Annotated in this window: 22 protein-coding genes and 1 pseudogene; 16 read left to right on the forward strand and 7 right to left on the reverse strand. The window is 63.9% G+C overall.

The genetic code is table 11. The annotated features are described in order from the left end of the window. Nucleotides 1-217: 217 nt before the first annotated feature. The 5 genes from AB2N08_RS20870 to AB2N08_RS20890 form a co-directional block, all read right to left on the reverse strand. On the reverse strand, nt 218-559 hold the full coding sequence (locus AB2N08_RS20870; RefSeq protein WP_367612826.1) for a DUF1840 domain-containing protein: 342 nt from the start codon (nt 557-559) through the stop codon (nt 218-220). Nucleotides 560-628: 69 nt separating this feature from the next. Continuing rightward, nucleotides 629-2,173 carry a hypothetical protein gene (locus AB2N08_RS20875; RefSeq protein WP_367612827.1) on the reverse strand — a complete coding sequence of 515 codons (1,545 nt, stop codon included), beginning with the start codon at nt 2,171-2,173 and terminating at the stop codon, nt 629-631. Further along, entirely contained in the window at nt 2,170-2,904 is a 735-nt protein-coding gene (locus tag AB2N08_RS20880; RefSeq protein WP_367612828.1) for an ABC transporter ATP-binding protein, read from the reverse strand. The genes AB2N08_RS20875 and AB2N08_RS20880 overlap by 4 nt, the downstream gene beginning before the upstream one ends. 7 nt (nt 2,905-2,911) lie before the next feature. Next, nucleotides 2,912-3,430, reverse strand: coding sequence for a hypothetical protein (locus AB2N08_RS20885; RefSeq protein WP_367612829.1), 519 nt, complete (start codon nt 3,428-3,430; stop codon nt 2,912-2,914). Between the two features lie 40 nt (nt 3,431-3,470). Then, a complete protein-coding gene (locus AB2N08_RS20890; protein WP_367612830.1) occupies nt 3,471-5,000 on the reverse strand; it encodes a YifB family Mg chelatase-like AAA ATPase in 1,530 nt (509 codons plus the stop codon). A 233-nt stretch (nt 5,001-5,233) separates the two neighbouring features. Here AB2N08_RS20890 and AB2N08_RS20895 point away from each other — a divergent pair, with 233 nt between their 5' ends. From AB2N08_RS20895 to AB2N08_RS20910, 4 genes are all read left to right on the forward strand, one after another. Continuing rightward, a complete protein-coding gene (locus AB2N08_RS20895; RefSeq protein ID WP_367612831.1) occupies nt 5,234-5,815 on the forward strand; it encodes a hypothetical protein in 582 nt (193 codons plus the stop codon). 221 nt (nt 5,816-6,036) lie between these two features. Continuing rightward, entirely contained in the window at nt 6,037-6,951 is a 915-nt protein-coding gene (locus tag AB2N08_RS20900; RefSeq protein WP_367612832.1) for an ABC transporter ATP-binding protein, read from the forward strand. A gap of 9 nt (nt 6,952-6,960) precedes the next feature. Then, nucleotides 6,961-10,542: an ABC transporter permease/M1 family aminopeptidase gene (locus AB2N08_RS20905; RefSeq protein WP_367612833.1), complete on the forward strand. Its 3,582-nt coding sequence runs from the start codon at nt 6,961-6,963 to the stop codon at nt 10,540-10,542. A 184-nt stretch (nt 10,543-10,726) separates the two neighbouring features. Continuing rightward, nucleotides 10,727-11,722, forward strand: a complete 996-nt coding sequence (locus AB2N08_RS20910) for a tetratricopeptide repeat protein (RefSeq protein WP_367612834.1) — start codon at nt 10,727-10,729, stop codon at nt 11,720-11,722. 153 nt (nt 11,723-11,875) lie between these two features. Here AB2N08_RS20910 and AB2N08_RS20915 read toward each other — a convergent pair. Further along, nucleotides 11,876-12,109, reverse strand: a pseudogene (locus tag AB2N08_RS20915) (accessory factor UbiK family protein); the annotation flags it as partial. Nucleotides 12,110-12,371: 262 nt separating this feature from the next. On the opposite strand from AB2N08_RS20915, the gene AB2N08_RS20920 reads away from it, so the two are divergent. The 12 genes from AB2N08_RS20920 to AB2N08_RS20975 all read left to right on the forward strand — a co-directional run bounded on the left by AB2N08_RS20920 (nt 12,372) and on the right by AB2N08_RS20975 (nt 23,983). After that, nucleotides 12,372-13,106: a TorF family putative porin gene (locus AB2N08_RS20920; RefSeq protein ID WP_367612835.1), complete on the forward strand. Its 735-nt coding sequence runs from the start codon at nt 12,372-12,374 to the stop codon at nt 13,104-13,106. A 19-nt stretch (nt 13,107-13,125) separates the two neighbouring features. After that, a complete protein-coding gene (gene glnK, locus AB2N08_RS20925; protein WP_137171558.1) occupies nt 13,126-13,464 on the forward strand; it encodes a P-II family nitrogen regulator in 339 nt (112 codons plus the stop codon). 14 nt (nt 13,465-13,478) lie between these two features. Beyond that, nucleotides 13,479-14,879 carry an ammonium transporter gene (gene amt, locus AB2N08_RS20930; RefSeq protein ID WP_367612836.1) on the forward strand — a complete coding sequence of 467 codons (1,401 nt, stop codon included), beginning with the start codon at nt 13,479-13,481 and terminating at the stop codon, nt 14,877-14,879. A gap of 246 nt (nt 14,880-15,125) precedes the next feature. Then, nucleotides 15,126-16,427: a glutamate--cysteine ligase gene (gene gshA, locus AB2N08_RS20935; RefSeq protein WP_367612837.1), complete on the forward strand. Its 1,302-nt coding sequence runs from the start codon at nt 15,126-15,128 to the stop codon at nt 16,425-16,427. Nucleotides 16,428-16,515: 88 nt separating this feature from the next. After that, nucleotides 16,516-17,460 (forward strand): glutathione synthase, encoded by a 945-nt coding sequence (gene gshB / locus AB2N08_RS20940; RefSeq protein WP_367612838.1) that lies wholly within the window; start codon nt 16,516-16,518, stop codon nt 17,458-17,460. 4 nt (nt 17,461-17,464) lie between these two features. Continuing rightward, nucleotides 17,465-17,866, forward strand: a complete 402-nt coding sequence (locus AB2N08_RS20945; RefSeq protein WP_367612839.1) for a PTS sugar transporter subunit IIA — start codon at nt 17,465-17,467, stop codon at nt 17,864-17,866. Between the two features lie 91 nt (nt 17,867-17,957). Next, the gene (locus AB2N08_RS20950; RefSeq protein ID WP_367612840.1) at nt 17,958-18,227 is read left to right on the forward strand and encodes an HPr family phosphocarrier protein; all 270 of its coding nucleotides are present in this window, start codon (nt 17,958-17,960) and stop codon (nt 18,225-18,227) included. Nucleotides 18,228-18,268: 41 nt separating this feature from the next. Continuing rightward, nucleotides 18,269-20,038: a phosphoenolpyruvate--protein phosphotransferase gene (ptsP, locus tag AB2N08_RS20955; protein ID WP_367612841.1), complete on the forward strand. Its 1,770-nt coding sequence runs from the start codon at nt 18,269-18,271 to the stop codon at nt 20,036-20,038. A gap of 20 nt (nt 20,039-20,058) precedes the next feature. Continuing rightward, nucleotides 20,059-21,228, forward strand: a complete 1,170-nt coding sequence (gene metX, locus AB2N08_RS20960; protein ID WP_367612842.1) for a homoserine O-succinyltransferase MetX — start codon at nt 20,059-20,061, stop codon at nt 21,226-21,228. Continuing rightward, the gene (metW, locus tag AB2N08_RS20965) at nt 21,225-21,842 is read left to right on the forward strand and encodes a methionine biosynthesis protein MetW (protein WP_367612843.1); all 618 of its coding nucleotides are present in this window, start codon (nt 21,225-21,227) and stop codon (nt 21,840-21,842) included. The genes metX and metW overlap by 4 nt, the downstream gene beginning before the upstream one ends. Nucleotides 21,843-22,149: 307 nt before the next feature. Continuing rightward, the gene (locus AB2N08_RS20970; protein ID WP_367612844.1) at nt 22,150-23,034 is read left to right on the forward strand and encodes a M48 family metallopeptidase; all 885 of its coding nucleotides are present in this window, start codon (nt 22,150-22,152) and stop codon (nt 23,032-23,034) included. 7 nt (nt 23,035-23,041) lie between these two features. Then, nucleotides 23,042-23,983 carry a pseudouridine synthase gene (locus AB2N08_RS20975; protein ID WP_367612845.1) on the forward strand — a complete coding sequence of 314 codons (942 nt, stop codon included), beginning with the start codon at nt 23,042-23,044 and terminating at the stop codon, nt 23,981-23,983. Here AB2N08_RS20975 and AB2N08_RS20980 read toward each other — a convergent pair whose 3' ends face one another. Continuing rightward, complete coding sequence (locus AB2N08_RS20980) at nt 23,984-24,754, reverse strand: exodeoxyribonuclease III (protein ID WP_367612846.1); 771 nt, start codon at nt 24,752-24,754, stop codon at nt 23,984-23,986. It lies immediately after the preceding gene. Nucleotides 24,755-24,803: the final 49 nt, after the last annotated feature.

Raw genomic sequence — 24,803 nt, forward strand, 5'->3', positions numbered from 1 at the left:
TTTGCGCCGATGATAGTGCTGCAACCAGTGTGAAAGTAGGTTATCGTCAGGCTAGTTATTAGAAAAGCCCCGCTCAGAGATTCTGAGCGGGGCTTTTCGCTTTTTACTTATCCAAGCGACCAGACACCAGCTTCCGCGCCTGCCGTTCCAGGCCGAAAAAAAGCCCGCTGACTTACATCAGCGGGCTTTTTGCATGGGCGAAAACGCCGGAGCTGGGTCAAACACCCCAGAGAATGTCCGTGTTGTTGTCACGCGCCGAACGCAGCATTTCCAGCAATGGATACATGCGTGTCGAAAAACTGACAACCTCGATCGCCTGGTGCTCGTGGTCATCCTCATCGCGGTGATGTGCATGCACGTCGTGCGCCACCTGGTCCGACACCTGATGCTTGCGCGACTCTTCGATCTCGCCCTCGATCAGCGTGATCACCTGAGTGGCCTCAGCCGAGGTGATCACACCGCGTTCTGGTTCCTTGTGCAACAGATCAAGGATGCGTTTGGCGTGTTCCTGATACATCAGGACTTCTGGATACGATTTGCATTTGAAAGTAATCAACATAGCTATCTCTTGGTTTTGTTAGTAATTAAACGATAGCACGACTGCCGCACCTTCACAGTGCGCTCACGCTCACAACGCCCTGGACCGCAACATCCAGGCAATGCCCGGGACGGCAACGGCGAGAAGGGCAGCGCCTGCCGCGGCGAGCAGGCCAACCGCCGTCAGCGATGCGATTGCGGCTCCCGGTAGAAACCATCCCATCGTCCCCCACGCAAGGCTATTCAACAGCTCGAGCACGTTCATCACCACACCACCCTTGCCGCGCCCCTTGAAGTTGCTGCGCACGCCAGGGCGTCCGCACCAGAACACGACCAGGCCGGCGCCCATCACGGCGCCGCAGACGACAAGGCAGCCAACTAGCCCGGCCACCGGCATCCGCACGATCAGCCACAACAGCGGGACGGCGACCAAGGCAAGGACCGGCATCATCGCCGCCGCTAACTTGGCGCGCCGCACCGTGCGCTGGGACGCTGGCGACACCACCAGCAGATCCGGCGCGTCCTCGGCTGACAGGGCGATCCACGCCAGCGCACCGGTCAGTGAACTGCACAGCAGCGCCAGCCCGGCGCCGATGGCCTGCACCTGCACATCGGCGCGCTTGAAAATCAGGAAGAACAGCGGCAGCAGGAACAGCACCTGCAGCATCACCTGCGACAGCAACTGCGGGTCGCGCACGATCAGCCGCCACTCCTTGATGACCACCGTGCGGAACAAGCTGCGCCCGAAGCGGGGCTGCGCCACCGTCGACGACGCGGTACTCGCTGCAGATGACGCGGCCAGTTGCAGTCCGCGCGCAAAGAAGCGATGCGTGCGCCAGATCGTCAGCAAGAACATGGCGCCGGCGAGTGCGATCAACAGCAGCACCGGCCACGGCTCGCCCAGCATCGCCTGCGCTGGTAGCCAGAGCAGATTACGCTCTGCGCCGTCCTCCTGCACCAGTTCAAGCACGGCATCGCGGATGCGAACCTGTGTCTGCCTGGACGTGAGCGCATGCAGCTGAGACGCGATGACAAGCAGCGCCCCGGCCAGCGCGCCCACGATCTGCGCCACGACACGTGTACGGCGCGCACCGAGCACGCGCACGAGGCCAAGCGTGAGCAGCATCGCGACACAGCTGCACAGCACCGCAACGGCGATCACGCCGGGATAGATCCCGAGCCAGCGCCACTGTCCCTGCAGCAGCCCGGCATGGGCGAACGGTGTCAGAAAAAACAGATACAGCGCCGCAGTACTCGCGCACACGCCAAGCAGGCGCACCGTAAAAATGCTGCGCGAGGGCAGGGGCGACGACAGCAGCAGATCGAGGTCGCTGCGCTCGAACAGCACCAGCACGCAGGCCTTGATCGCCGACGACAGCATGAAGGCCGTCGCCGCGATCAGCACCGCCGAGATGGCCAGCAGGATGCGCGGATCGTCGCCCGGCACGCCAGCCAACTGGCGCACCGTGAACCAGCCCACGACATGCATGACGATGCAACCGAAGGCCGCCAGCGCGACAGCCGCATTGCCGGGCCGGCGCCGCCCGCCTGCATTCTTGCCGCCTGCCATATTGAACCAGCCAAGCCGCAGCTCGTGCCGCAGCAGCCAGCCGACACCGCCCGGCGCCAGCATCATGGCGCCGCCATCAAGTGCAGGAACATGTCTTCCAGGCTGCCACCCTGGGTGCGCTCGCGCAGTTCGTCCAGCGTGCCTTCGGCGATCAGGCGCCCCTGGCGGATGATGCCGATACGGTGCGCCAGGCGCTCGGCCACCTCCAGGATGTGCGTCGTGAGAATTACCGTGCCGCCGTTGGCCACGTGCGCCAGCAGCAGGTCTTTTACCTGGCGCGCCGCAGCGGCGTCCAGGCCGGTGAGCGGCTCGTCGAGGATCAACAGCTCGGGATCGTGGATCAGGGCGCCTGCCAGCGCGAGTTTTTGCTTCATCCCGCGCGAAAACCCTTCGGTCAGCTCATGCGCATGCTGGCTCAGGTCCAGCCAGTCGAGCAGTTCGCGCGCGCGCGGCGCGGCGTCCTTCGCTGTCAAGCCCCACAGGCCAGCGACAAATTCGAGGTATTCGAACGGCTTGAGCTTTCCGTACAACAGCGGCTCGTCCGGCAGGTAGGCCAGCTTCGCTTTGGCCGCCGCTGGCGCCGCGGCCATATCGATCCCCAGCACCTCGATCGAGCCGGCATCGGGCGCCAAGAGGCCTGTGACCAGGCGTAGCGTCGTCGTTTTGCCAGCGCCGTTCGGTCCAAGCAGCGCATAAAACTCGCCGCGATGAACAGTCAGGTCGACACCATCGACGGCGGGCCGGCCGAAGTGTTTGCGCAGCCCGACCAGGCGCAGGGCAGGGAAATGGTCAGCCACGGGGCACTCAAAAGCTCGAGAACGAGGTGAGGAACTGCTCGACCTGCTCCGGCGGTGTCTTGCCCGCAGGGCCGAGCACGATCACCTGATAGAAGCGGCTGCCCTTCGCTTCAAAGCGACCGCTCAGGTGCATCGGCGCGCCATGAACGGCGCCCGTCGCATCCACGCGCGAGTCGCCTGGCGTTGCAGCGTCGGGCGCGCCGATATTACGCAGCAGCGCCAGGCGCATGGCCGGCAGCGCCGCTTGCGCGCGCGCCGGATCGGGCGCCACGGCGGTGCCGACGGCGAAGGTCGTGCCATCGACCTTGGCCGCCGTCATCGTCATCTCGACTTGCAGGCCGCCCACATCCACAGTGCGTGCAAGGGCTGCGGGTTTGGCCGGAAACAGCGCCTTGAAGCGGCCGTCGTCGCTCGTGTAATCACGCCAGTTATACGGTGGATTGCAGCCCGCCAGCAGTGCGCCGGCCAGGATGATCGGGACAAGTAACAAGGCACGCAGCAAGGCGCGCACGGTAGATGGTCGCATGCCCCGATGGTAACAGCAGCGCAACAGAACGCAACGCCCGTTAGTCGCCCCGCAGCGCGCGCCGGTAGCCGATCGCCTCTGCCACGTGTATCGACGCCACGTGCTCGCTGCCGGCCAGATCGGCCACCGTGCGCGCGACCTTGAGCACACGGTGATACGCGCGCGCCGACCAGTGCAGATGCTTGGCTGCGCCATGCAGCAGGCGCTGCCCGGCGTCGTCCGGCGCGCAATAACGGTCGATGTCGCGCGCACCCAGATGGCCGTTGGGGTGGCCCTGGCGCGCCACCTGGAGCGCATGTGCCCGCGCCACCCGTTCTGCAATCACGCTGCTTGGCTCCCCCTCGGCCTGCGCACCCATGCTCTCCGGTCCCAGCGCCATCACCGGCAACTGGATATCGATGCGGTCGAGCAGGGCCCCGGAAATGCGGCTCTGATAGCGCAGCACGGCGGCCTCAAGGCAGTGGCATTTGCCGCTGGCGTGACCGAGCCACCCGCATGGACATGGATTCATCGCCGCGATCAGCTGGAAGCGCGCGGGAAAATCGGCCTGGTGCGCCGCGCGCGAAATCGTGATCTGGCCCGATTCAAGTGGCTCGCGCAACACCTCGAGCACGCGCCGGTCGAACTCGGGCAACTCATCCAGGAACAACACGCCGTGATGCGCGAGCGAGACTTCGCCTGGCCGCGGCACGCTGCCCCCGCCAACCAGGGCCACGCCGGACGTTGTGTGATGCGGACTGCGAAACGGCCGCTGGCGCCAGAGCTGCGGCGAGAAACCGCCGGCAAGCGATTGCACGGCGGCCGATTCCAGCGCCTCGCTTTCACTCATCGGTGGCAACAGGCCGGGCAGGCGCGCCGCCAGCATGCTCTTGCCCGCCCCGGGCGGGCCGACCAGCAAGGCCGAATGGGCGCCGGCCGCAGCCACCTCGAGCGCGCGCTTGGCATGCTGCTGGCCTTTCACGTCGGCGAAGTCGGGATAGCGAACGGCGTGCAGCAGGCCCGGACCGACATGGCGCGCCAGCCTGGTTGCATCGGGCGCATTGGCAAAGTGCGCGCAGACTTCGAGTAGCGTGCGCGCCGGCAAAATCTCGGCCGCCTCGACCAATGCCGCTTCGTCGGCATTGGCCAGCGGCAGGATGAAGGCACGCGCCCGCACTCCGGCCGGCGAATCGCCCGCGCGCACCATTGCAAAAGCCATCGCCAGCGCACCCCGGATCGGCCGCAGCTCGCCCGACAGCGACAGCTCGCCGGCGAACTCGTAGCGCTCGAGCGTATCGCCGCGAATCTGGTGCGACGCGGCCAGGATGCCCAGCGCAATGGGCAGATCGAAGCGGCCGGACTCCTTCGGCAGATCGGCCGGCGCCAGATTGATCGTGATGCGGCGCGGCGGGACATCGAAGCCGGAGTTTTGCAGCGCCGCACGCACGCGGTCCTTTGCTTCACGCACTTCGGTGTCAGGCAAACCCACAATCGTCATGCCGGGCAGGCCGTTGGCCAAGTGGACTTCGACGCTGACCGACGGCGCTGCCATGCCGGCCAGGGCGCGGCTTTGCAACACTGCAAGAGTCATGGGATTCCAAGCGGTAGACGGAACTGCTTGATACTGAAGGGCGTCACAATCAGGTCGTTGAGGCGCACCAAACCGAAACGCATTGAAGGCGGGCGGTCCGGCTGGCGCAAGAAGTCGGTCGGCATGCGGGAACAAGCTGCTCGAACGGTTGCCTAACTGATTTCGTGCCCAACATAGTCAGCCGCTGATTTGTGTGCCGATCATTCTCTGTGCACCTACACAAGGGGCGTGTCATGCAGCATGTTTCTCTTTGGCTTGGTATCGCTCTGGTGGTCATCGGCTGCTTCATGCTCGCTCACACCAATGCCCATGCGGGGTCGAACGAGATCAGATTGTTGGGGATGATTTTCAAGGTCAGTCACCCCGCACTGGTCATCATCGTTCTTGGCTTTGTGCTGGTCATTCTGAATGATCACCGAAGTAGCAGCCTCGACATTCCAGATGCCTTTCTGCTGCCAGAAGCCCCGGTGGCGCCCGAAACGACGGTGCCAGCGCCTGTCGGGTCAGTCACGGACGAGACGACCGCCACCAATGTTGCGCCAACAACGCCAGGCGCCGATACGGCAATACCGTCAGAGCGCCCTGCAAGCCAGGTCGAACCACGTGCCGCCCAGGCAGCGCAATCCGTGACCGAACCGAACGGCCATCTTCCCGCTCTCCCTCAAACCAGCACCCCGGCGGCTGAGGACCTTTCCACCGCTGCGACTGCGGCCGCCGATGCCGCCGCCGCAGCCTTCGCAACAGAGCTGGACGCGGCCGCAGCAGAGAAAACAGGTTCGACACCGGCGCCAATGCCTTCTCGACAAATCCAGTAGCGTTCTGCATTGCTCATGGCAGCACCAGCAAACCCTGCGCCAACACGCTATGGCAGATGCAGATACCTGTGAATCGGTCGTTCATACCGATATTCCTGTCGCCTGTCTTAATTTGCTGACATCGCATTTCATTAAAGCTACATTGCATGGAGGACATGAACGCGTGGTGCAGCCTTGCAAGCAGGCACAGCGCGACCACCAACCCCCCGGAGAAATCACCGATGCTATCGATCAAGCAGCTCAACAAGACGTACGCCAATGGCGTCAAGGCCATCAACAATGTCAGCCTCGAGATCCCCAACGGCATGTTCGGCCTGCTCGGCCCCAATGGCGCGGGCAAGTCGTCCCTGATGCGTACCATCGCCACGCTGCAAGACCCCGATAGCGGCAGCATCGATTTCAACGGCCTCGATGTCCTGAAGGACAAGGAAGGCTTGCGCCGCCAGCTCGGCTACCTGCCGCAAGACTTCGGCGTGTATCCCAAAGTCAGCGCCGAAAAACTGCTCAATCATTTTGCGGTCCTGAAAGGCTTGACCGCAAAGGGCGAACGCAAGGAGATGGTCGAGGCGCTGCTGCACCAGACCAACCTGTGGGAAGCGCGCTCGCGCGGCCTGGGCACCTTCTCGGGCGGCATGCGCCAGCGTTTCGGCATCGCGCAGGCGCTGCTTGGCGCGCCGCGCCTGGTGATCGTCGACGAGCCGACTGCGGGCCTGGACCCCGATGAACGCAACCGCTTCCTGAACCTGCTGGCCAAGATCGGCGAGCAGGTGGTCGTGATCCTGTCGACCCACATCGTCGAAGACGTCACCGACCTGTGCCCGCGCATGGCGATGATCGCCAAGGGCACGGTGCTGCTGCAGGGCGAGCCGCAAGCAGCGATCGATACCCTCAAGAGCCGCGTGTGGCGGCGCACCGTCAGCCAGGAGGCGCTGCCCGAGTACCAGCGCGATTTCAACGTGCTCTCCACGCGCCTGGTCGCGGGGCGCCCGCAGATCAACGTGTTCGCCGAGTCGCAGCCGGACGATGGCTTTGTCAGCGTCGAGCCAGACCTGGAAGACGTCTATTTCCTCCAGATCCGCAACGCCACCCGCGCCGCCAGCGCAGCGCCGGCAACTACCGCAGCGGTCGTGGCATAAGGAGCCGGCATGTTACGAGAATTCTTCAAGTTCGAGCTGGGTATTCAGCTGCGCCAGCCGCTATTGTGGGTATGCGCGCTGATCTTCGGCGCGCTGGCCTTTGGCGCGACCACCACCGATGCGATCCAGGTCGGCGGCAGCATCGGCAACGTGAACCGCAATGCGCCGGTCGTCGTCGCGCAGCTGCTCGGCGTCTTCAGCCTGATGTCGATGTTCGTCGTCACCATCTTCATCGCCGGCTCGGTGCTGCGCGACGGCGAAGTCGGCATCTCCGACATGCTGTTCGCCACGCCCATGAAAAAGCACGACTACCTGGTCGGGCGCTTCCTGGCGGGCCTGGTGGCCTGCATGGTGATCTTCGCGGTGATCGTGGCGGGCATGATGCTCGGTCCACTGATGCCGTGGATCGACGCCGAACGCGTGGGGCCGTTCCCCGGCGCGGCCTACCTGTGGGCGCTGTGCGTGCTGGTCGCGCCGAACCTGCTGTTCATCGGCGCCTTGCTGATGCTGCTGGCCGCCACCACGCGCTCGATCATGATGGTGTATGTCGGCGTGATGGCGTTCTTCGTGCTGTGGATCGTCGCCGGCAGCTTCACGTCCAATATCGATAACGAGTGGATCGCGGTGCTGGTCGACCCGTTCGGCATCCGCGCCCTTGGCCGCGCCACGCGCTACTTCTCGACCGCCGAATCGAATGCCGGCCTGCCTGCCTTCACCGGCTACATGCTGGCCAACCGCCTGCTGTGGAGCGCCGTTGGCCTGGCGCTGCTGGGCCTCACGCTGGTGCTGTTCAAGCCGCAGCGCGCCGGCACCGGCAAGCGCCTGTTCGGCAAGGCCAAGGCGGGGGCGCCGGCCGCGCTCATGCCGGCGCACATTGCGCTGCCGCGCATCGCGCCGCGTTTCACGGGCGGCACGCGCTGGGCCCAGTGCTGGCACATCTTCGCGTTCGACGCCGTCGCTGTCTTCAAGAGCGTGCCTTTCCTTGTCATGCTGCTGTTCGGCGTGCTCAATATGGTGGGCGGCTCGAGTCAGCTGGGCGAGATGTTCGGCACCAACGTCTACCCGCGCACCCACCTGATGATCGAGCTGCTCAAAGGCAGCTATAACTTCCTGCTGCTCATCATCGTGATCTTCTATGCCGGCGAACTGATTTTCAAGGAGCGCCAGGCCGGCATTGCCGACGTGAGCGATGCAATGCCGATGCCGAACTGGGCGCCGCTGGTGGCGAAAAGCCTGGTGCTGGTCGGCGTGATCGTGGCCTTTTTGCTGGCCGGTATCCTGACCGCAATCGCCATCCAGCTGTTCAAGGGCGGGGCGCCGGTCGAGCCGCTCGTGTATCTGCAGGGCGTGTTCATGACGGGCGTGCCATTCATCCTGATGGCGCTGATCGCAGTGGCGCTGCAAGTCGTGACGAACAATAAGTTTGTCGGCTACCTGCTGATGATCGTGCTGATCGTGGCGCAGATCGTCCTGTCCGTGATGCACTTCGATCACAACCTGTACAACATCGCGCTGCTGCCCGAGACGCCGTATTCGGACATGAACGGCTTCGGCCACTTCGTCACGGGCTGGGCATGGTTCGCGTTGTACTGGACGCTGTTCGCGCTGGCGGCGCTGATCGTGGCCCAGGCCTTCTGGGTGCGCGGCTTGTCGGTCGAGTGGCGCACGCGCACGCGCGAAGCGGCGCGCCGCCTGAAGAGTGCTTCGGGTGTCGCGTTGGCCGCCTGCACGATCGCGTTCGCGCTGGTTGGGGGCTGGATCTTCCACAACACCGTCACGCTGGGCCGGTACGAAGCGGCGAACGTCGCGATGGACAAGCAGGCCCTGTACGAGAAGACCTACCGCAAATACAAGGATCTGCCGCACGCGAAGATCGTCGACGTGCGCGCTGCGGTGGATATTTATCCGGCCGAGCGTCGCGTGATGGTCAAGGGCCGCTACGTCTTCGAGAACAAGACGAGCCAGCCGCTCGATACCCTGCGCCTGCAGGTCAATCCCGACACCGTGACCACCCTGGCCGGGCTGCCCGCGCACACCGTCGTCCTGGACGACAAGGTGGCGGGCTTCCGGATCCTCAAGCTCGCGCAGCCGACGGCGCCGGGCGCTCGCCTCGCGCTCGACTTCACGGTCGATGCGCGCCGGCCCGGCTTTTCCAATTCGGGGAAGGGCGACACGTTCAACCTGAACGGCACGTTCTTCAACAACCGCGAGTTCTTCCCGCTGGTCGGCTACCAGAGCGATTTTGAACTACTCGACCGCAACGAGCGCCGCAAGCGCGGCCTGGGTGAGCCTGAGCGCATGCCCAAGCTGGAGGACACCGCCGCCCGCGCCAACACGCTGTTCGGGGGCGAAGCCGACTGGATCAGTTTCGAGACCACCGTCTCGACGGGCGGCGACCAGATCGCCCTGGCGCCGGGCTACCTGCAAAAGACGTGGAAGGAAAACGGCCGCAACTTCTATCACTACAAGATGGACCAGAAGATGATGCCGTTCTTCGCCTATTTGTCGGCCGACTGGCAGGTAAAGAAGGGCGACTGGCGTGGCATCGCTATCGAGATCTATCACGATCCCAAGCACGCCTACAACGTGGACCGGATGATCGAGGGCACGCAAAAGTCGCTCGACTACTTCACCACCGAGTTCACGCCCTATCAGCACAGGCAGGTGCGCATCCTCGAGTTCCCGAACTACCAGCGCTTCGCGCAATCGTTCGCCAACACGATCCCGTTCTCGGAATCGATCGGCTTCATCGCCGACCTGCGCGACAAGGAAGACATCGACTACGTCTTCTACGTCACGGCGCACGAGATGGCGCACCAGTGGTGGGGCCACCAGGTTACGGGCGCCAATGTGCAGGGCGCGAGCATGCTGATCGAATCGCTGTCGCAGTATTCGGCGCTGATGGTGATGGAAAAGGAATACGGTCCGCACAAGATGCGCCGCTTCCTGCGCTATGAACTGGATCGCTACCTCAGTTCGCGCGGCGCCGAAAAGATCGAGGAACTGCCATTGGTGCGCGTGGAGAACCAGGATTACATCCACTACCGCAAGGGCAGCCTGGTGTTCTATCGCCTGCGCGACGAGATCGGCGAGGCGGCGCTGAACCGGGCCCTGAAACGCTTCCTGCAAGACAAGGGGTATCAAGAGGCGCCGTTCACCACGTCGGCCGAACTGGTCGACTACATCCGCGCCGAAGCGCCGGTGGGCAAGCATGCGCTGATCGCCGATCTGTTCGAGCGCATCGTGTTCTACGATAACCGCGTGACCGAGGCAAAAGCGGTCAAGCGTGCGGACGGCCAGTGGGACGTGACGATGAAGCTCCACCTGGCCAAGATGCAGGCCGACGGCAAGGGACAGGAAACGCCGCGCGCCTACGACGAGGCAGTGGAGATCGGCGTGTTCGCCCGTGCGAAAGACGCGAAGGAATCCGACGAGCGCGTGCTGCTGCTGGAGAAGCGCGTGCTGCGGGGCGACAATCCAACCGTGACGGTGACCGTCAAGGAGCAGCCGTTCGACGTGGGCGTCGACCCCTACAACAAGCTGATCGACCGCGTCGCGCGCGACAACCGCAAGGAGGTCAGCACCGACTGACGTCAACGGAATACGCCACAGGCGAAGCTCAACTGTAGGAATGCACCGAAAAATGGCGTCGCGGGATCGCGTATTCCCCGCGCATTGACTCCTTCATATCACCCGTGTGACGCTTTGAGCCTGTTACAACACGAACACGACGGACAGCAGGCGCGGTACCAGTCGTCTCAAACGGGGGATTGCAATGCTGGCGCAGACAAGGGCATGGAGCGTGCCGGTGCTGCTGTGGCTCGCCTGGAGCGGCAGTGCGCAGGCGGTCCAGCGCGACCTGCTGGCGCACCTGGTGCAGCAGGAGCGCTATATGGAAGTGAGCCGCATGATCGACGCGCGGCTGGCGCGCAATGCAACCGATCCGGCCGCGCTGGCGGCGTCCGTCGATATCTACCTCACGCGCCCGCGGCCGGACGTGCCGCGGGCACGCGCCGTGGCCGAACGCTGCGTGAACGCCAACCCCGGCAGCAGCCTGTGCGCCGAAGCGGTGGGCCACGCGCTGACGGCGCAAAAGCGCACGGGCGGCCTGGTGGCGGCGATCGGCAATGCGCGCCCGATCCGCAACACGTTCGAGCGTGCGATCCGGTTCGATCCGATGAATTACCGCGCACGGGTGGCGCTCGTGCGCTTTCACCTGGCCACGCCGTTCTTTTTGGGTGGCAGCGAAATACGTGCGCGCGAACTGGCGACTGAAGCGCGCCGCTCCGAGCCGGAGCTGTCGCGCCTGATCCGCGCGCTGTGCGCGATCAACGATAAAAAATTCGATGAGGCCGAGGGGTACATCCTGGCGGCCGACCTGTCGCATTACGCACTGGTGGATGACAGCCAGCGCGACGTGCTCCTGACGCTGGCGGGGTTGCACCTGTCTGCCGGCCGTCATGACGCCAGCCGCAAATTATTCGAGGAGCTCGGTCGCCGCGTGCCGTCGAGCGAGCACGCTCCCTACGGGCTGGCGCTGGTCGCGCAGGCGCAGGGACGCCTGGGCGACGCGGTGACATTACTTGAGAAGGCGGCGGCGATCGGGCCGCGCCCTTATATCTACCGCACGCTCGGTGAAGTGCATGAGGCCCGCTCGGATGGGCCGCGCGCGGTGCTGGCCTACCGGGCGGCGCTGGGCGGGATCCCGCCGTTGACGTGGCAGGAGCAGCGCCAGGTGACGACGCACCTGGCGCAGTTGCAGCAGCGTTGAATACAGACGCTGGCTGCAGACGCTGACTGCGCCTTACGGCTTGTCGAGATTTGGCGGCAGGACGATCGTCGGGTCTTCGGGTGCGGCCGGGAACGGCGCAGTGGCCGACGGCGCGGCGCCCGGCGTTGCGGGCGTCGCCGACATGCTGCCAGCGCCCAGTTTCGCTTCCAGTTCGATCACGCGCAGTTCGAGCGCCTCGAGCTTGGTGCGGGTCTTGGCCAGCACCTGGGCCTGGATATCGAATTCTTCGCGCGTGACCAGGTCGAGTTTGGAGAAGCCCGACGTCATGGCCGCTTTGACATTGCGTTCAATGTCCTTGGCCGGACCGCTCTCGAGCGCCTGGTTGATCTTGCCCTGCAAGTCGCTGAAGAAGTTGCTATTACTCATATCGATTTCCCTTTCTGCCGAGGTCGCACGCTCCATGATGGTGCAATGTGACCTGATGTGGTGCGCCGGACGGCCGTCTAGGTGCCGTGTGCGGTCGGTTGTGATGGTGCAAAACCGATGTGGGGCGTGTTTACTAAAAAAACAAGGATCTTTTTACCAGTTTATGAGCTGGCACGCATCCTGCTAAACACAGGGTAGATATAGAACATTTGAAGGATCCATTAGCAGTCATTTTTCATGTTGTTCATCAAGGGGGTTTGTCATGAAGTGCAAAGCAAAATTCAGCGCAATTGTTCTGGCAGTGTTGGCTCTTTCCAGCGCGCCGGGCATGGCACAGGAACAACCCGCCGAACACCAGGTGAGCTACAACGCGAGCATCACCAGCGACTACCGTTACCGCGGCCTGTCGCAAACAGCCCTCGACCCGGCCCTGCAAGGCGGCGTCGACTACGTACATGGCCCATCCGGCTTCTACGTGGGCACCTGGCTTTCCACCATCAAATGGACGAAAGACCTGGGCGGCGACGGCAATATTGAATGGGACGTCTACGGCGGCAAGCGCGGCCAGTTGACCGAAGCGGTCAGCTACGACGTCGGCGGCCTGTATTACTACTATCCGGACAACGGCCTGAACCCGAGCGCAAACACCTTCGAGTTGTACGGCAAACTCGGCTTCGGCCCGGCCTACATCAAGTATTCGCACTCGACGACCAACCTGTTCGGCACCGCAGACAGCAAGCAGAGCGGCTACCTGGACGTGGGCGCCGACATCGATGTCAGCAACGGCTTCATCCTGAACCTGCACGTCGGGCGCCAGAAACTCAAGAACAACAGCATGTACTCGTACACCGACTACAAGGTCGGCGTCACCAAGGACTTCGGTGTCGCCACCGTGGCCCTGGCGTGGCACAAGGCGAACACCGACGCCTACCTGAGCCCGGAGGGCAAGAACCTCGGCAAATCCGCCGCGGTGCTGTCCGTGTCAAAAACTTTTTGATAGCAAAAGAGGCAATACCATGAAAATGATTACCGCCATCATCAAGCCCTTCAAGCTCGACGAGGTGCGAGAGGCGCTGTCGGAAATCAACGTGCAAGGCATGACGGTGACCGAGGTGAAGGGTTTTGGTCGCCAGAAAGGCCACACTGAGCTGTACCGTGGCGCCGAGTACGTCGTCGACTTCCTGCCCAAGATCAAAATCGAAGCCGCCGTCGACGACGCCATCGTCGACCAGGTCATCGATGCGATCCAGGGCGCTGCCCGCACCGGCAAGATCGGTGACGGCAAGATCTTCGTGGCCGACCTGAACCAGGTCATCCGTATCCGTACCGGCGAGACCGGCAACGACGCACTGTAAGAGGGAATGTGTTCATGAAGCGTATAACTACAACGATCCTGACCGCCATGCTGGGCCTGGGCATTGCCCTGCCAGCCATGGCGGCACCGTCCATCAACAAGGGTGATACCGCGTGGATGTTCGTCGCCACGCTGCTGGTGATCCTGATGACCATTCCCGGCCTGGCGCTGTTCTACGGCGGCCTCGTGCGCGCCAAGAACATGCTGTCGGTGCTGATGCAAGTGATGATGGTGTTCGCACTCATCATCGTGCTGTGGTGCCTGTACGGCTACTCGCTGGCGTTCACGCCGAACAACGCATTCATCGGCGGCTTCGACCGCGCCTTCCTGCAGGGTATCTGGGATCCGGTCGCCGGCACCTTCGCCATGGCCGCGACCTTCAGCAAAGAGACGATGATTCCTGAATTCATCTTCGTCGCCTTCCAGGGCACCTTCGCTGCGATTACCTGCGCGCTGATCGTCGGCGCCTTCGCCGAGCGCGCCAAGTTCTCGGCCGTGCTGGTGTTCGTCGTGCTGTGGTTCACGTTCGGCTATCTGCCGGTCGCGCACATGGTCTGGTTCTGGGCCGGTCCTGACGCCATCACCGACGCCGCCTCGCTGGCCACCGTCACTGCTGGCGCCGGCTACCTCTGGCAACAGGGCGCGCTCGACTTCGCAGGCGGCACCGTGGTGCACATCAACTCGGCCGTGGCCGGCCTGGTGGGCGCCTACGTGATCGGCAAGCGGATCGGCTACGGTCGTGAATCGATGGCGCCACACTCGCTGCCGATGACGATGGTCGGTGCATCGCTGCTGTGGGTCGGCTGGTTCGGCTTCAATGCCGGCTCGGCGCTCGAAGCAGGCGACGTTGCCGCACTGGCGTTCCTGAACACGCTGCTGGCAACCGCCGGCGCCGTCCTCACCTGGGTGCTGGGCGAGTGGATCTTCAAGCACAAGCCATCGATGCTGGGTGCTGCGTCGGGCGCCGTGTCGGGCCTGGTGGCCATCACCCCGGGCGCCGGTTTCGTCGGTCCGATGGGCGCGCTGGTCATCGGCCTCTTGGCCGGTATCATCTGCCTGTGGGGCGTGACTGGCCTGAAGCGCCTGCTGCGTGCCGACGACTCGCTGGACGTGTTCGGCGTGCACGGCGTGGGCGGTATCCTCGGCGCAATGCTGACCGGCGTGTTCGCGTCGCCATCGCTGGGCGGCCAGGGTGTGTGGGACTACACCACCAACGCCATGAACACCAGCTACTCGATCGCCAGCCAGCTGTGGATCCAGGCGCATGCGATCGGCGTGACCATCATCTGGTCGGCCGTGGTTGCCTTCATCGCCTTCAAGCTGGTCGATATCGTGATCGGTCTGCGGGTGCCGGAAGAAGAAGAGCGCGAAGGCCTGGACATCACCAGCCATGGCGAGTCGGCTTACCGCTACTGATCCAGCCGCACCCCGTACGTCGTTCCCGCGCAGGCGGGAACCCAAGTCAGGCGCCGCCACTATTGCAACCGGCAGTGGCGGCACATGAATACTTGGGTTCCCGCCTCCGCGGGAACGACGTTTTTGCGTTCTCGATAACGCAAATTCTCGCTTTATGCGCGGGGGCTTTAAAATACCCGGACCAACCCCATATGCGATTCCCACCTTAATTAACAACAAGAAGCGCACAACAAGGACGTCCAATCAATGGTTCCGCACCTCGCCACCGCCCAGACCGGTCCCTTGCTGGACCTGGAAAAGAAAATCCTCGAAGCCACGCCTGCCATCGAGCGCTGGTTCCGCCTCGAGTGGCAGGAGCACACGCCGCCATTCTATTGTTCGGTCGATCTGCGCAATGCCGGCTACAAGCTGGCCCCGGTCGACACCAACCTGTTCCCGGGCGGCTTCAATAACCTGGCCAGCGAGATGCTGCCGCTGACGGTGCAGGCAGCCATGGCCGCCGTCGACAAATATTGCCCCGACGCGCGCAACCTGCTGCTGGTGCCCGATTCCGACCGGCGCAGCCCGATGTACCTGCAAAACGTGGCGCGCCTGATGCAGATCTTCCGCCAGACCGGCCTGCACGTCCGGCTTGGTACGTTCTCGCCGGACATTACCGAACCAACGCCGTTGGCGCTGCCTGACGGCAATATGCTGGTGCTCGAGCCGCTGGTGCGCTCAGCCAACGGCCGCCGCGTCGGCTTGCCCGACTTCGACCCATGCACCATCCTGCTCAACAATGACCTGTCGGGCGGCATCCCGTCGATTCTTGAAAACGTGCACGAGCAGGCCTTGCTGCCGCCACTGCACGCCGGCTGGGCGCTGCGCCGCAAGAGCAACCACCTCAAGGCGTTCGACGAAGTGGCGAAAAAGTTCGGCAAGCTGATCGACATCGACCCGTGGCTGGTCAACCCGCTGCACAGCACCTGCGCCGAAGTCGACCTGCGCGAGAACGTCGGCACCGAAGCGCTGGCCGACGATGTCTCGGCGCTGTTCTCGAAGATCAAGAAGAAGTACAAGGAATACGGCATGAAGGAGCGCAAGCCCTTCGTGATCATCAAGCCCGACGCCGGCACCTACGGCATGGGCGTCATGACCATCAAGGACGCGAGCGAAGTGCGCGACCTGACCCCGGCCCAGCGCGCGCGCATGTCGGTGGTCAAGGATGGCGTGGCCGTGACCGACCTGATCATCCAGGAAGGCGTGCCCACCTTCGAATCGATCGACGACGCCGTCGCCGAACCGGTGGTCTACATGATCGACCGCTACGTCGTCGGCGGCTTCTATCGCGTACACGCCGAGCGCGGCATCGACCAGAACCTCAATGCCCCCGGTTCGCAGTTCGTGCCGCTGGCGTTCGCCCAGCAGCACGCGATGCCCGACCCGAAAGCCAAACCTGGCACCGCGGCGCCGAACCGCTTCTACGTGTATGGCGTGGTGGCGCGCCTGGGCATGCTGGCCGCGTCGCTGGAACTCGAACGCACCGATCCGAATCCTGAAGTGTATTAAATCGCGGCAGCCGGCCAGCCAGCGGGCCCGGCCCGCGAGGTTTGCCGTTTCGGGCTAAAATCAAGGTATTACATCGATTGGACGCCCCATGAAAATCGCTTTTCTCGCCGACCCGCTGTCCGGATTCAAAATTTACAAGGATTCGACCTTCGCCATGATGCGCGAAGCGGCGCGGCGCGGTCATGCCCTGTACTTCTTCGAGCAGCGCGACATGGTGCTCGAAGAAGGCGTGGTCAGCGCGCGCGTGGCGCAGATCCACCTGACCGGCGAGCCTGACGTCTGGTACAAGGCCGATGCAGCAGTGGACGTGGTGCTGTCCGAATTCGACGCCATCATCGAGCGCAAGGATCCGCCGTTCGACATGGAATACGTGTATGGCACCTACCTGCTCGAACTGGCGGCGCGCCAGGGCGCGTGCGTGATCAACAGCCCGTCGGCGATCCGCGACCACAACGAAAAACTGGCGATCGGCCAGTTCAGCCAGTACACGTCGCCGACGCTCGTGAGTTCCGACGAAGCGCGCCTGCGCGCCTTCCACGCCAAGCACGCTGACGTCATCTTCAAGCCGCTCGACGGCATGGGCGGCGCCGGCATCTTCCGCGTAAAAGCCGATGCGCTCAATCTCGGTTCGATCATCGAGACGCTTACCGGCAACGGCCGCCACACGATCATGGCCCAGAAATTCATCCCGGCCATCGAGAAGGGCGACAAGCGCGTGCTGGTCATCGGTGGCAAACCGGTGCCGTTCGTGCTAGCCCGCATTCCGCAAAACGGCGAAGTGCGCGGCAACCTGGCCGCTGGCGGCATCGGCGTGGCGCAACCGATTGGCGAGCGCGATCGCGAGATCGCCGAAGCCCTCGGCCCGCTGCTGGCCGAACGCGGCCTGTTACTGGTAGGATTGGACGTGATTGGCGACTATCTGACCGAAGTGAACGTGACCAGCCCGACCTGCTTCCAGGAGATCTTCGACCAGACCGGCTTTGATGTGGCCGCGATGTTCATCGACGCGGTCGAACAGAAAGTACTCGGATAACACTATGGTAGGCATCCTCCTCCTGACCCACGCACCTCTGGGCCAGGCATTCATCGCCGCGGCGGCGCACGTGTTTCGCGGCCCCACCGAGCGCTTCGAGGCGATCGACGTCATGGCCGACCAGGACATCGGCGAGATCAACTGCCTGGCCAAGCAGGCCATCGCGCGGCTGGACGACGGCGACGGCGTGCTGGTGATCACCGACGTCAAGGGCGGCACGCCGTCGAACTGCTGCAATTCGCTGGCCGACGCCGGGCACGTGGAAGTCATCGCCGGCATCAGCCTGCCAATGCTGCTGCGCGCGATCACCTACCGGCGCGACTCGCTCGACGTGGTCGTCGAGATGGCGCTGGCCGGCGCCCAGAACGGGGCAGTGCGGGTGGATAACCGGGTCCGGGTGGGGTAGGGTAAAGGCACGGCAGGGCAGGCGGCGATGGCAGTGCGCGCGAGGGGATACCGGGCGCAGTTCGACACATTACAAAAACGATAAAGCGACTATGATTCAACAAGAACTCGAGATCATCAACAAACTGGGCCTGCACGCACGGGCCTCCGCCAAGTTCACGCAACTGGCCGCCAAGTACAAGAGCGACGTCTGGCTCACCCGCAACGGCCGCCGCATCAACGCCAAGTCGATCATGGGCGTCATGATGCTCGCCGCCGGCAAGGGCGCCAAGGTCACGCTGGAAGCCAATGGCGCCGACGAAGAAGCCGCAATCGCCGCTTTGATGGCGCTCGTCAACGACAAGTTCGGCGAAGGTGAATAATGCCGCGTGAAGCGGTCCCCTCGCGTTCAACGGATTCTTCCATGGCTTCTTTTCTCCTTCACGGCATTCCCGTTTCGCGCGGCATCGCGATCGGCCGCGCACACCTGCTCACGCCGGCCGCGCTCGACGTCAAGCACTACCTGGTCCCCGAAGAACAGGTCGAGGCCGAGGTGCGGCGCCTGCAGGACGCCATCGCCGCCGTCCACCACAACCTGCAAGAGCTCTGGACCGGCTTGCCGAAGGACGCCCCGACCGAACTGGGCGCGTTCATCGATGTGCATGCGCTGATCCTGTCCGATCCGATGATTTCGGAAGCGCCGCTCGATATCATCCGCGCGCGCCACTACAACGCCGAATGGGCGCTGGTGACCCAGATCGACGAGCTCTCGGCGCAGTTCGACGAGATCGAAGACCCCTATCTGCGCGAGCGCAAGTACGATATCCAGCAGGTCGCAGAACGCGTGCTGAAGGTCTTGACCGGCACCGCGCTCACTGTGGCGCCAGTGTTCACCGACGAAGACCAGCCCCCGCCGCAAATGATCGTCGTGGCCCACGACATCTCGCCGGCCGACATGCTGGCGTTTCGCGATCGCGATGGCGCATCACGCTCCTTCATCGGCTTCGTCACCGACGTCGGTGGCCAGAACTCGCACACGGCCATCGTCGCGCGCAGCCTCGATATCCCGGCGGTCGTCGGCATGGACCAGGCGTCGCGCCTGATCGAGCAGGACGACTGGGTGATCGTCGATGGCGACGCCGGCGTCGTGATCTGCAATCCGAGCCAGCTGGTGCTGGAACAGTACCGCGCGCGCCAGATCACGATGGCCAAGGCGCGCAAGCGCCTGCTCAAGCTCAAGAAGACGCCGGCTATCACGCGCGACGGCACCGCGATCACGCTGCTGGCCAATATCGAACTGCCCGACGATTGCCCGGCCGCGCTCGAAGCCGGCGCCAACGGCGTGGGCCTGTTCCGCTCCGAGTTCCTGTTCATGGGCCGCGGCGCGCAGGCGCTGCGCATCCCGGACGAAGAAGAACAGTTCGAGCAGTACCGCAAGGCGGTGCTGGCGATGAAGGGCCGCCCGGTCACGATCCGCACGCTCGACGTGGGCGCCGACAAGCCGCTCGACCAGACCGACCACACGGCGCTGAATCCGGCCCTCGGCCTGCGCGCGATCCGCTATTGCCTGGCCGAGCCGCAGATGTTCCTGGTTCAGCTGCGCGCGATCCTGCGTGCGTCCGCCTTTGGCAAGGTGCGCATCCTGATCCCGATGCTCGCGCACGCGTTCGAGATCGACCAGACGATGGGCATGATCGAGCAGGCCAAGACCCAGCTGCGCGAAGAGAAGGTGCGCTTCGACGAAGGCATCGAGGTCGGCGCCATGATCGAGATCCCGGCCGCGGCGCTGGCGCTGCCGCTGTTCGTGCGCCGCATGGATTTTCTGTCGATCGGCACCAATGACCTGATCCAGTACCTGCTGGCGATCGACCGCGTCGATTACGAAGTGGCGCACCTGTATAATCCGCTGCACCCGGCGGTGCTGCAGCTGATCGCCTCGACCATCGCCACGGGTCACAAGGCCGGACTCGATGTGGCGGTGTGTGGCGAGATGGCCGGCGACGTCAAGCTCACGCGCCTGTTGCTGGGCATGGGCCTGCGCGAATTCTCGATGCACCCGGCGCAGCTGCTGGCGGTGAAACAAGAAATTTTGAATACCGACCTTGGCGTGGTCACGACCCGCACCCGGCGCATCCTGCGCGCGATGGAACCGGGCGAGATCGCCAGCGCCGTCGAGCAATTGCAGACCCTCTGAATAACATCAAAAACACCCCCATGGGCTCTCTTGGAATAGTCACACCGCAGGCGATGCACTTCGCCGAGCCGCTGCGCCTGCAAAGCGGCGCCCAGCTCAGCGACTACACGCTGATGTATGAAACCTATGGCACGCTCAACGCCGACAAATCCAACGCGGTGCTGGTCTGCCACGCCCTGAACGCGTCGCACCACGTCGCCGGCCACTACGCCGCGCCCAAGAGCGCGGGCTGGTGGGACAATATGGTCGGTCCGGGCAAACCCGTGGACACCGACCGCTTCTTCGTCATCGGCGTCAACAACCTCGGCTCGTGCTTCGGTTCGACCGGCCCGATGCACGTGAACGCGGCCACCGGCAAGCCGTACGGCGCGGCCTTTCCGCTGGTGACGGTGGAAGACTGGGTGGCGGCGCAAGCGCTGCTGGCCGATCGCCTGGGCATCAAGCAGTTTGCCGCCGTGATGGGCGGCTCGCTGGGCGGCATGCAGGCCCTCTCGTGGAGCATCAAGTTCCCCGAGCGCCTGCGCCACTGCATCGTGATCGCCTCCACGCCCAAGCTCTCGGCGCAGAACATCGCCTTCAACGACGTCGCGCGCCAGGCCATCCTGACCGACCCCGATTACCATGGCGGCGACTTCTACGAACACGGCGTGGTGCCGAAGAACGGCCTGAAAGTGGCGCGCATGGTCGGCCATATCACGTATCTGTCGAACGACGACATGGCCGAGAAGTTCGGCCGCAAGCTGCGCAACGCGGCCGAAACCAATGATTACAACTTCGACTTCGGCGTGGACTTCGAGATCGAATCGTACCTGCGCTACCAGGGCGACAAGTTCTCGGAATACTTCGACGCCAATACGTACCTGCTGATCACCAAGGCGCTCGACTACTTCGATCCGGCGCGCGAGCACGACGGCAATCTCGAAAAAGCGCTGGCCGGCACGAAGGCGCAATTCCTGATTGCGTCGTTCAGTACCGACTGGCGCTTCTCGCCCGAGCGCAGCCGCGAGATCGTCGAAGCATTGATCAGCAACCGGCGCCGCGTCACCTACGCTGAGATCGATGCGCCGCACGGCCATGACGCCTTTTTGCTCGAAGATGCGCGCTACATGAACGTGGTGCGCGCCTACTACGACCGCATCGAGCTTGAACTGGCCGCCGATGCCGTCATCACCGAAGCGGAGGCCGCATGAATTTCGCCGACCTCAATACGCTGCGGCCAGACCTCGCCTTTATCGCGCACTGGGTGGGCGAGCGCGCCCACGTGCTCGACGTCGGCTGCGGCGACGGCGCCATGCTGCGCTATCTCGAATCGGGCAAGCACTGCTCGGGCTACGGCATCGAGATCGCCGACGACAAGGTACTCGAGAGCACCGAGCGCGGGATCAACGTGATCCAGCACGATATGGAGAAGGGCCTGGGACTCTTCGGCGACAACACGTTCGACACCGTGCTGTGCCTGAACTCCCTGCAGATGATGCAGCATGTCGAAGGCCTGCTGCGCGACATCGTGCGCGTGGGCCATGAGGCGATCGTCTCGTTCCCGAACTTCGCGCACTGGCCGCACCGCCTGGCGCTGCTGCGCGGGCGCATGCCGGTCTCGCGCGCGCTGCCATACCAGTGGTACGACACGCCGAACGTGCGCTGCGCAACCATCTACGATTTCCAGGAACTGGCGGTGGAATGCGGCCTGGAAGTGCTGGAATGCGTGGCGCTGGCCGACGGCAAGGTGGTCAAGTTCCTGCCGAACCTGCGCGGGAGCATGGCGGTATTCCGCTTGCGTAAAAAAGGGCCGCCAGCGGCGTAAGGGTATTTCCGAGAGCAGTTAGCCGTAAAACCGTCATTCCCGCGGAGGCGGGAATCCAAGTACTACGCGCCGTATAGACAGCGAACACATTCGCAACGCACGCAGACTTGGGCTCCCGCCTCCGCGGGAGCGGCGGTTTGAAGGCCAACGAAGGAAACGACGCCAACAACATGCCACGTTATGTGCGTTGGCGGCTTGAACGGGTATGGCGGATGGGGCATGCTCACGTCGATTCCACGCGGGCGTGTCGCCCTTGTCAACCTATTCTGAAAAGCCGTGCTGCCAACAACAGCCGGCTGGAGCCAAGATGATCAAACTAAAACAACTCGCCGTCTGCCTCACCCTGTTCGCCGCAACTGGCCTGGCCGCGGGGCAGGAGGCCGGCGTCGTCGTCCAGGATGGCATCGAGGTCAAGCCGCTCTCGCGCATGCGCGTGCTCGCACCCGAAGAACAGGTCAACGAGGCCGCGCGCCTGCAGTACACCGAGATGATGAGCCAGGCCAAGCAGAAGGGCGTGCTGGCCGCCACCACCGATCCGCAACTCAAACGCCTGCGCACGATCGCCCAGCGCATCATCCCGTTCACACCGCGCTGGAACCCGGCCGCGAGCAAGTGGGACTGGCAGGTCAACCTGATCCAATCCGACGAAGTGAACGCCTTCTGCATGCCGGGCGGCCGCATTGGATTTTACACCGGCATCATCAGCAAACTGCAGCTGACCGACGACGAAGTCGCGGCCATCATGGGCCACGAGATCGCGCACGCGCTGCGTGAACACGGGCGCGAGCGCCTGGCCAAGACCAACGTCACAGCGCTCGGCGCGCGTGTCGGCGGCGCCCTGTTGTCGGGCATCTTCGGCGTCGACCCCAACCTGACCGCCACCGCCGCCAATGGCCTGGGCAGCATGCTGGTGCTGAAGTTCTCACGCGACGAAGAGCGCGAGGCCGACCTGGTGGGCCTGGATATCTCGTCGCGCGCCGGGTACGACCCGCGCGCCGGCATTGTCCTGTGGCGCAAGATGGCCACGCTGAACCAGAGCGCGCCGATGGAAATCCTGTCGACCCACCCGGGCGGCGACACGCGTATCAAGGACATGGAAGCGCACATGAACGTGCTGCTGCCGCTGTACGCACGCGCCAGGAACACGACGGTCGCCAAGCTGCCGGCGTACAAGAGCGCTGCGTTGAAGTGAGGCGCTGATGGGCAGTAGTGCCAGGGGCCGCCAGGCCGAAGCCAATGCGGTCGTCCCGCTGCCCATGCGTGACGGCGTCGCGCCCAGCTATCTGTGGCTGACCGAGACGCGCGCCGGCGGCATGCTGCGTTTTCTATCCGAACGCTTCCCCGACGTGCCGCTGCAATCCTGGGCCGCGCGCCTCGAGCGCGGCGACGTCGTCGATGCCAAGGGCGCGCGGGTAGCATTCGATACGCCAGTGCGCCAGGGCATGCGCATCTGGTACTACCGCGAACTTGACACGCCCGAGACGCCGATCCCGTTTGCAGAGCAGGTGCTGTTCCAGGATGCGCACATCCTGGTCGCCGACAAGCCCCATTTTCTGCCGACCATCCCGACCGGGCGTTTTTTGAAAGAGACGCTGCTGGTGCGGCTGAAGCGCAGGTATGGCATGCCGGACCTGGTGCCGATTCACCGGCTCGACCGCGAGACGGCGGGCGTGGTGATCTTTTCGCACAACCCGGCATCGCGCGGCGCCTACCAGTCGATGTTCCAGAAGCGGGTGGTCACAAAAACCTACGAGGCGATCGCGCCAGTGCTGCGCGATCGCGCGCTGCCGTTCACGTACCGCAGCCGCATGCAGGATGCGGCGCAGTTTTTTCTCAGCGAAGAAGTGGCGGGCGAGCCCAATTCCGAAACGCTGATCGAAGTGATCGAGCAGCGCGGCGACCTGGCGCGCTACAGGCTGCATCCGCACACGGGGCGCAAGCACCAGTTGCGCCTGCACTTGTCGTCGCTGGGCGTGCCCATTGTCGGCGACAGTTTTTACCCGGTGGCGCGGCCGTGCGGCAGCGACGATTTCAATGCGCCGCTACGGCTGCTGGCACGCGCCATCGCGTTCGACGATCCGCTGACGCGCCAGCCGCGCAGCTTTGCCAGCCGCTTCGATCTCGACTGGCCGGCCGTTTGATCAAGCCTCGTAGTCGATGATGAGCGGGGCGTGGTCCGAGAACTTCACGTCCTTGTAGATCGAGACTGTTTTCGCCCGCGCCGCGATGCCGGGCGTGGCCACGTGGTAATCGATGCGCCAGCCGACGTTCTTTGCATACGCCTGGCCGCGGTTGCTCCACCAGGTGTACTGGTCGGGGCGCGCATCCAGGCCACGGTGCACGTCGACCATGCCAAGTTCATCGAAGATGCGCGTCATCCACGCGCGTTCTTCCGGCAGGAAGCCCGAGTTCTTCAGGTTGCCTTTCCAGTTCTTCAGGTCGATCTCTTTGTGCGCGATATTCCAGTCACCGCAGATGACGACTTCGCGGCCCTCGGCCTGCAGCGCTTGCAGATGCGGCAGGAAGACTTCCATGAAGCGGAACTTGGCCAGCTGGCGCTCGGGCGACGAGGAGCCGGATGGGCAGTAGACCGAGATGATGGTGAGGTTGCCGAAGTCGCAGCGCGTGTAGCGGCCTTCGGCGTCGAACTCCAGGCACCCGAAGCCGATGCGGTGCTGATGGGGTTCGGTGCGGCTGTAGACGCCGGTGCCCGAATAGCCCTTTTTTTCGGCATAGTGAAATCGCCCGTGGTAGCCGTGCGGGCGCAGGAAGTCTTCGGTCATGTCGGCTTCCTGGGCCTTGAGCTCTTGCACGCAGATGTAGTCGGCATCTTGCGTGGCCAGCCACTCGAAGAAGCCCTTCTTGTGGGCGGAACGGATACCGTTGAGGTTTGCGGAGATAATTCGTGGCATGTAATCGTCAGGCAGGTCAAGGAGGGGCCAGTCCGCGTCGGGACCCGGC

Origin of the sequence: Massilia aurea, assembly GCF_040790145.1 — a bacterium.
Lineage (GTDB): Bacteria > Pseudomonadota > Gammaproteobacteria > Burkholderiales > Burkholderiaceae_D > Telluria > Telluria aurea_C.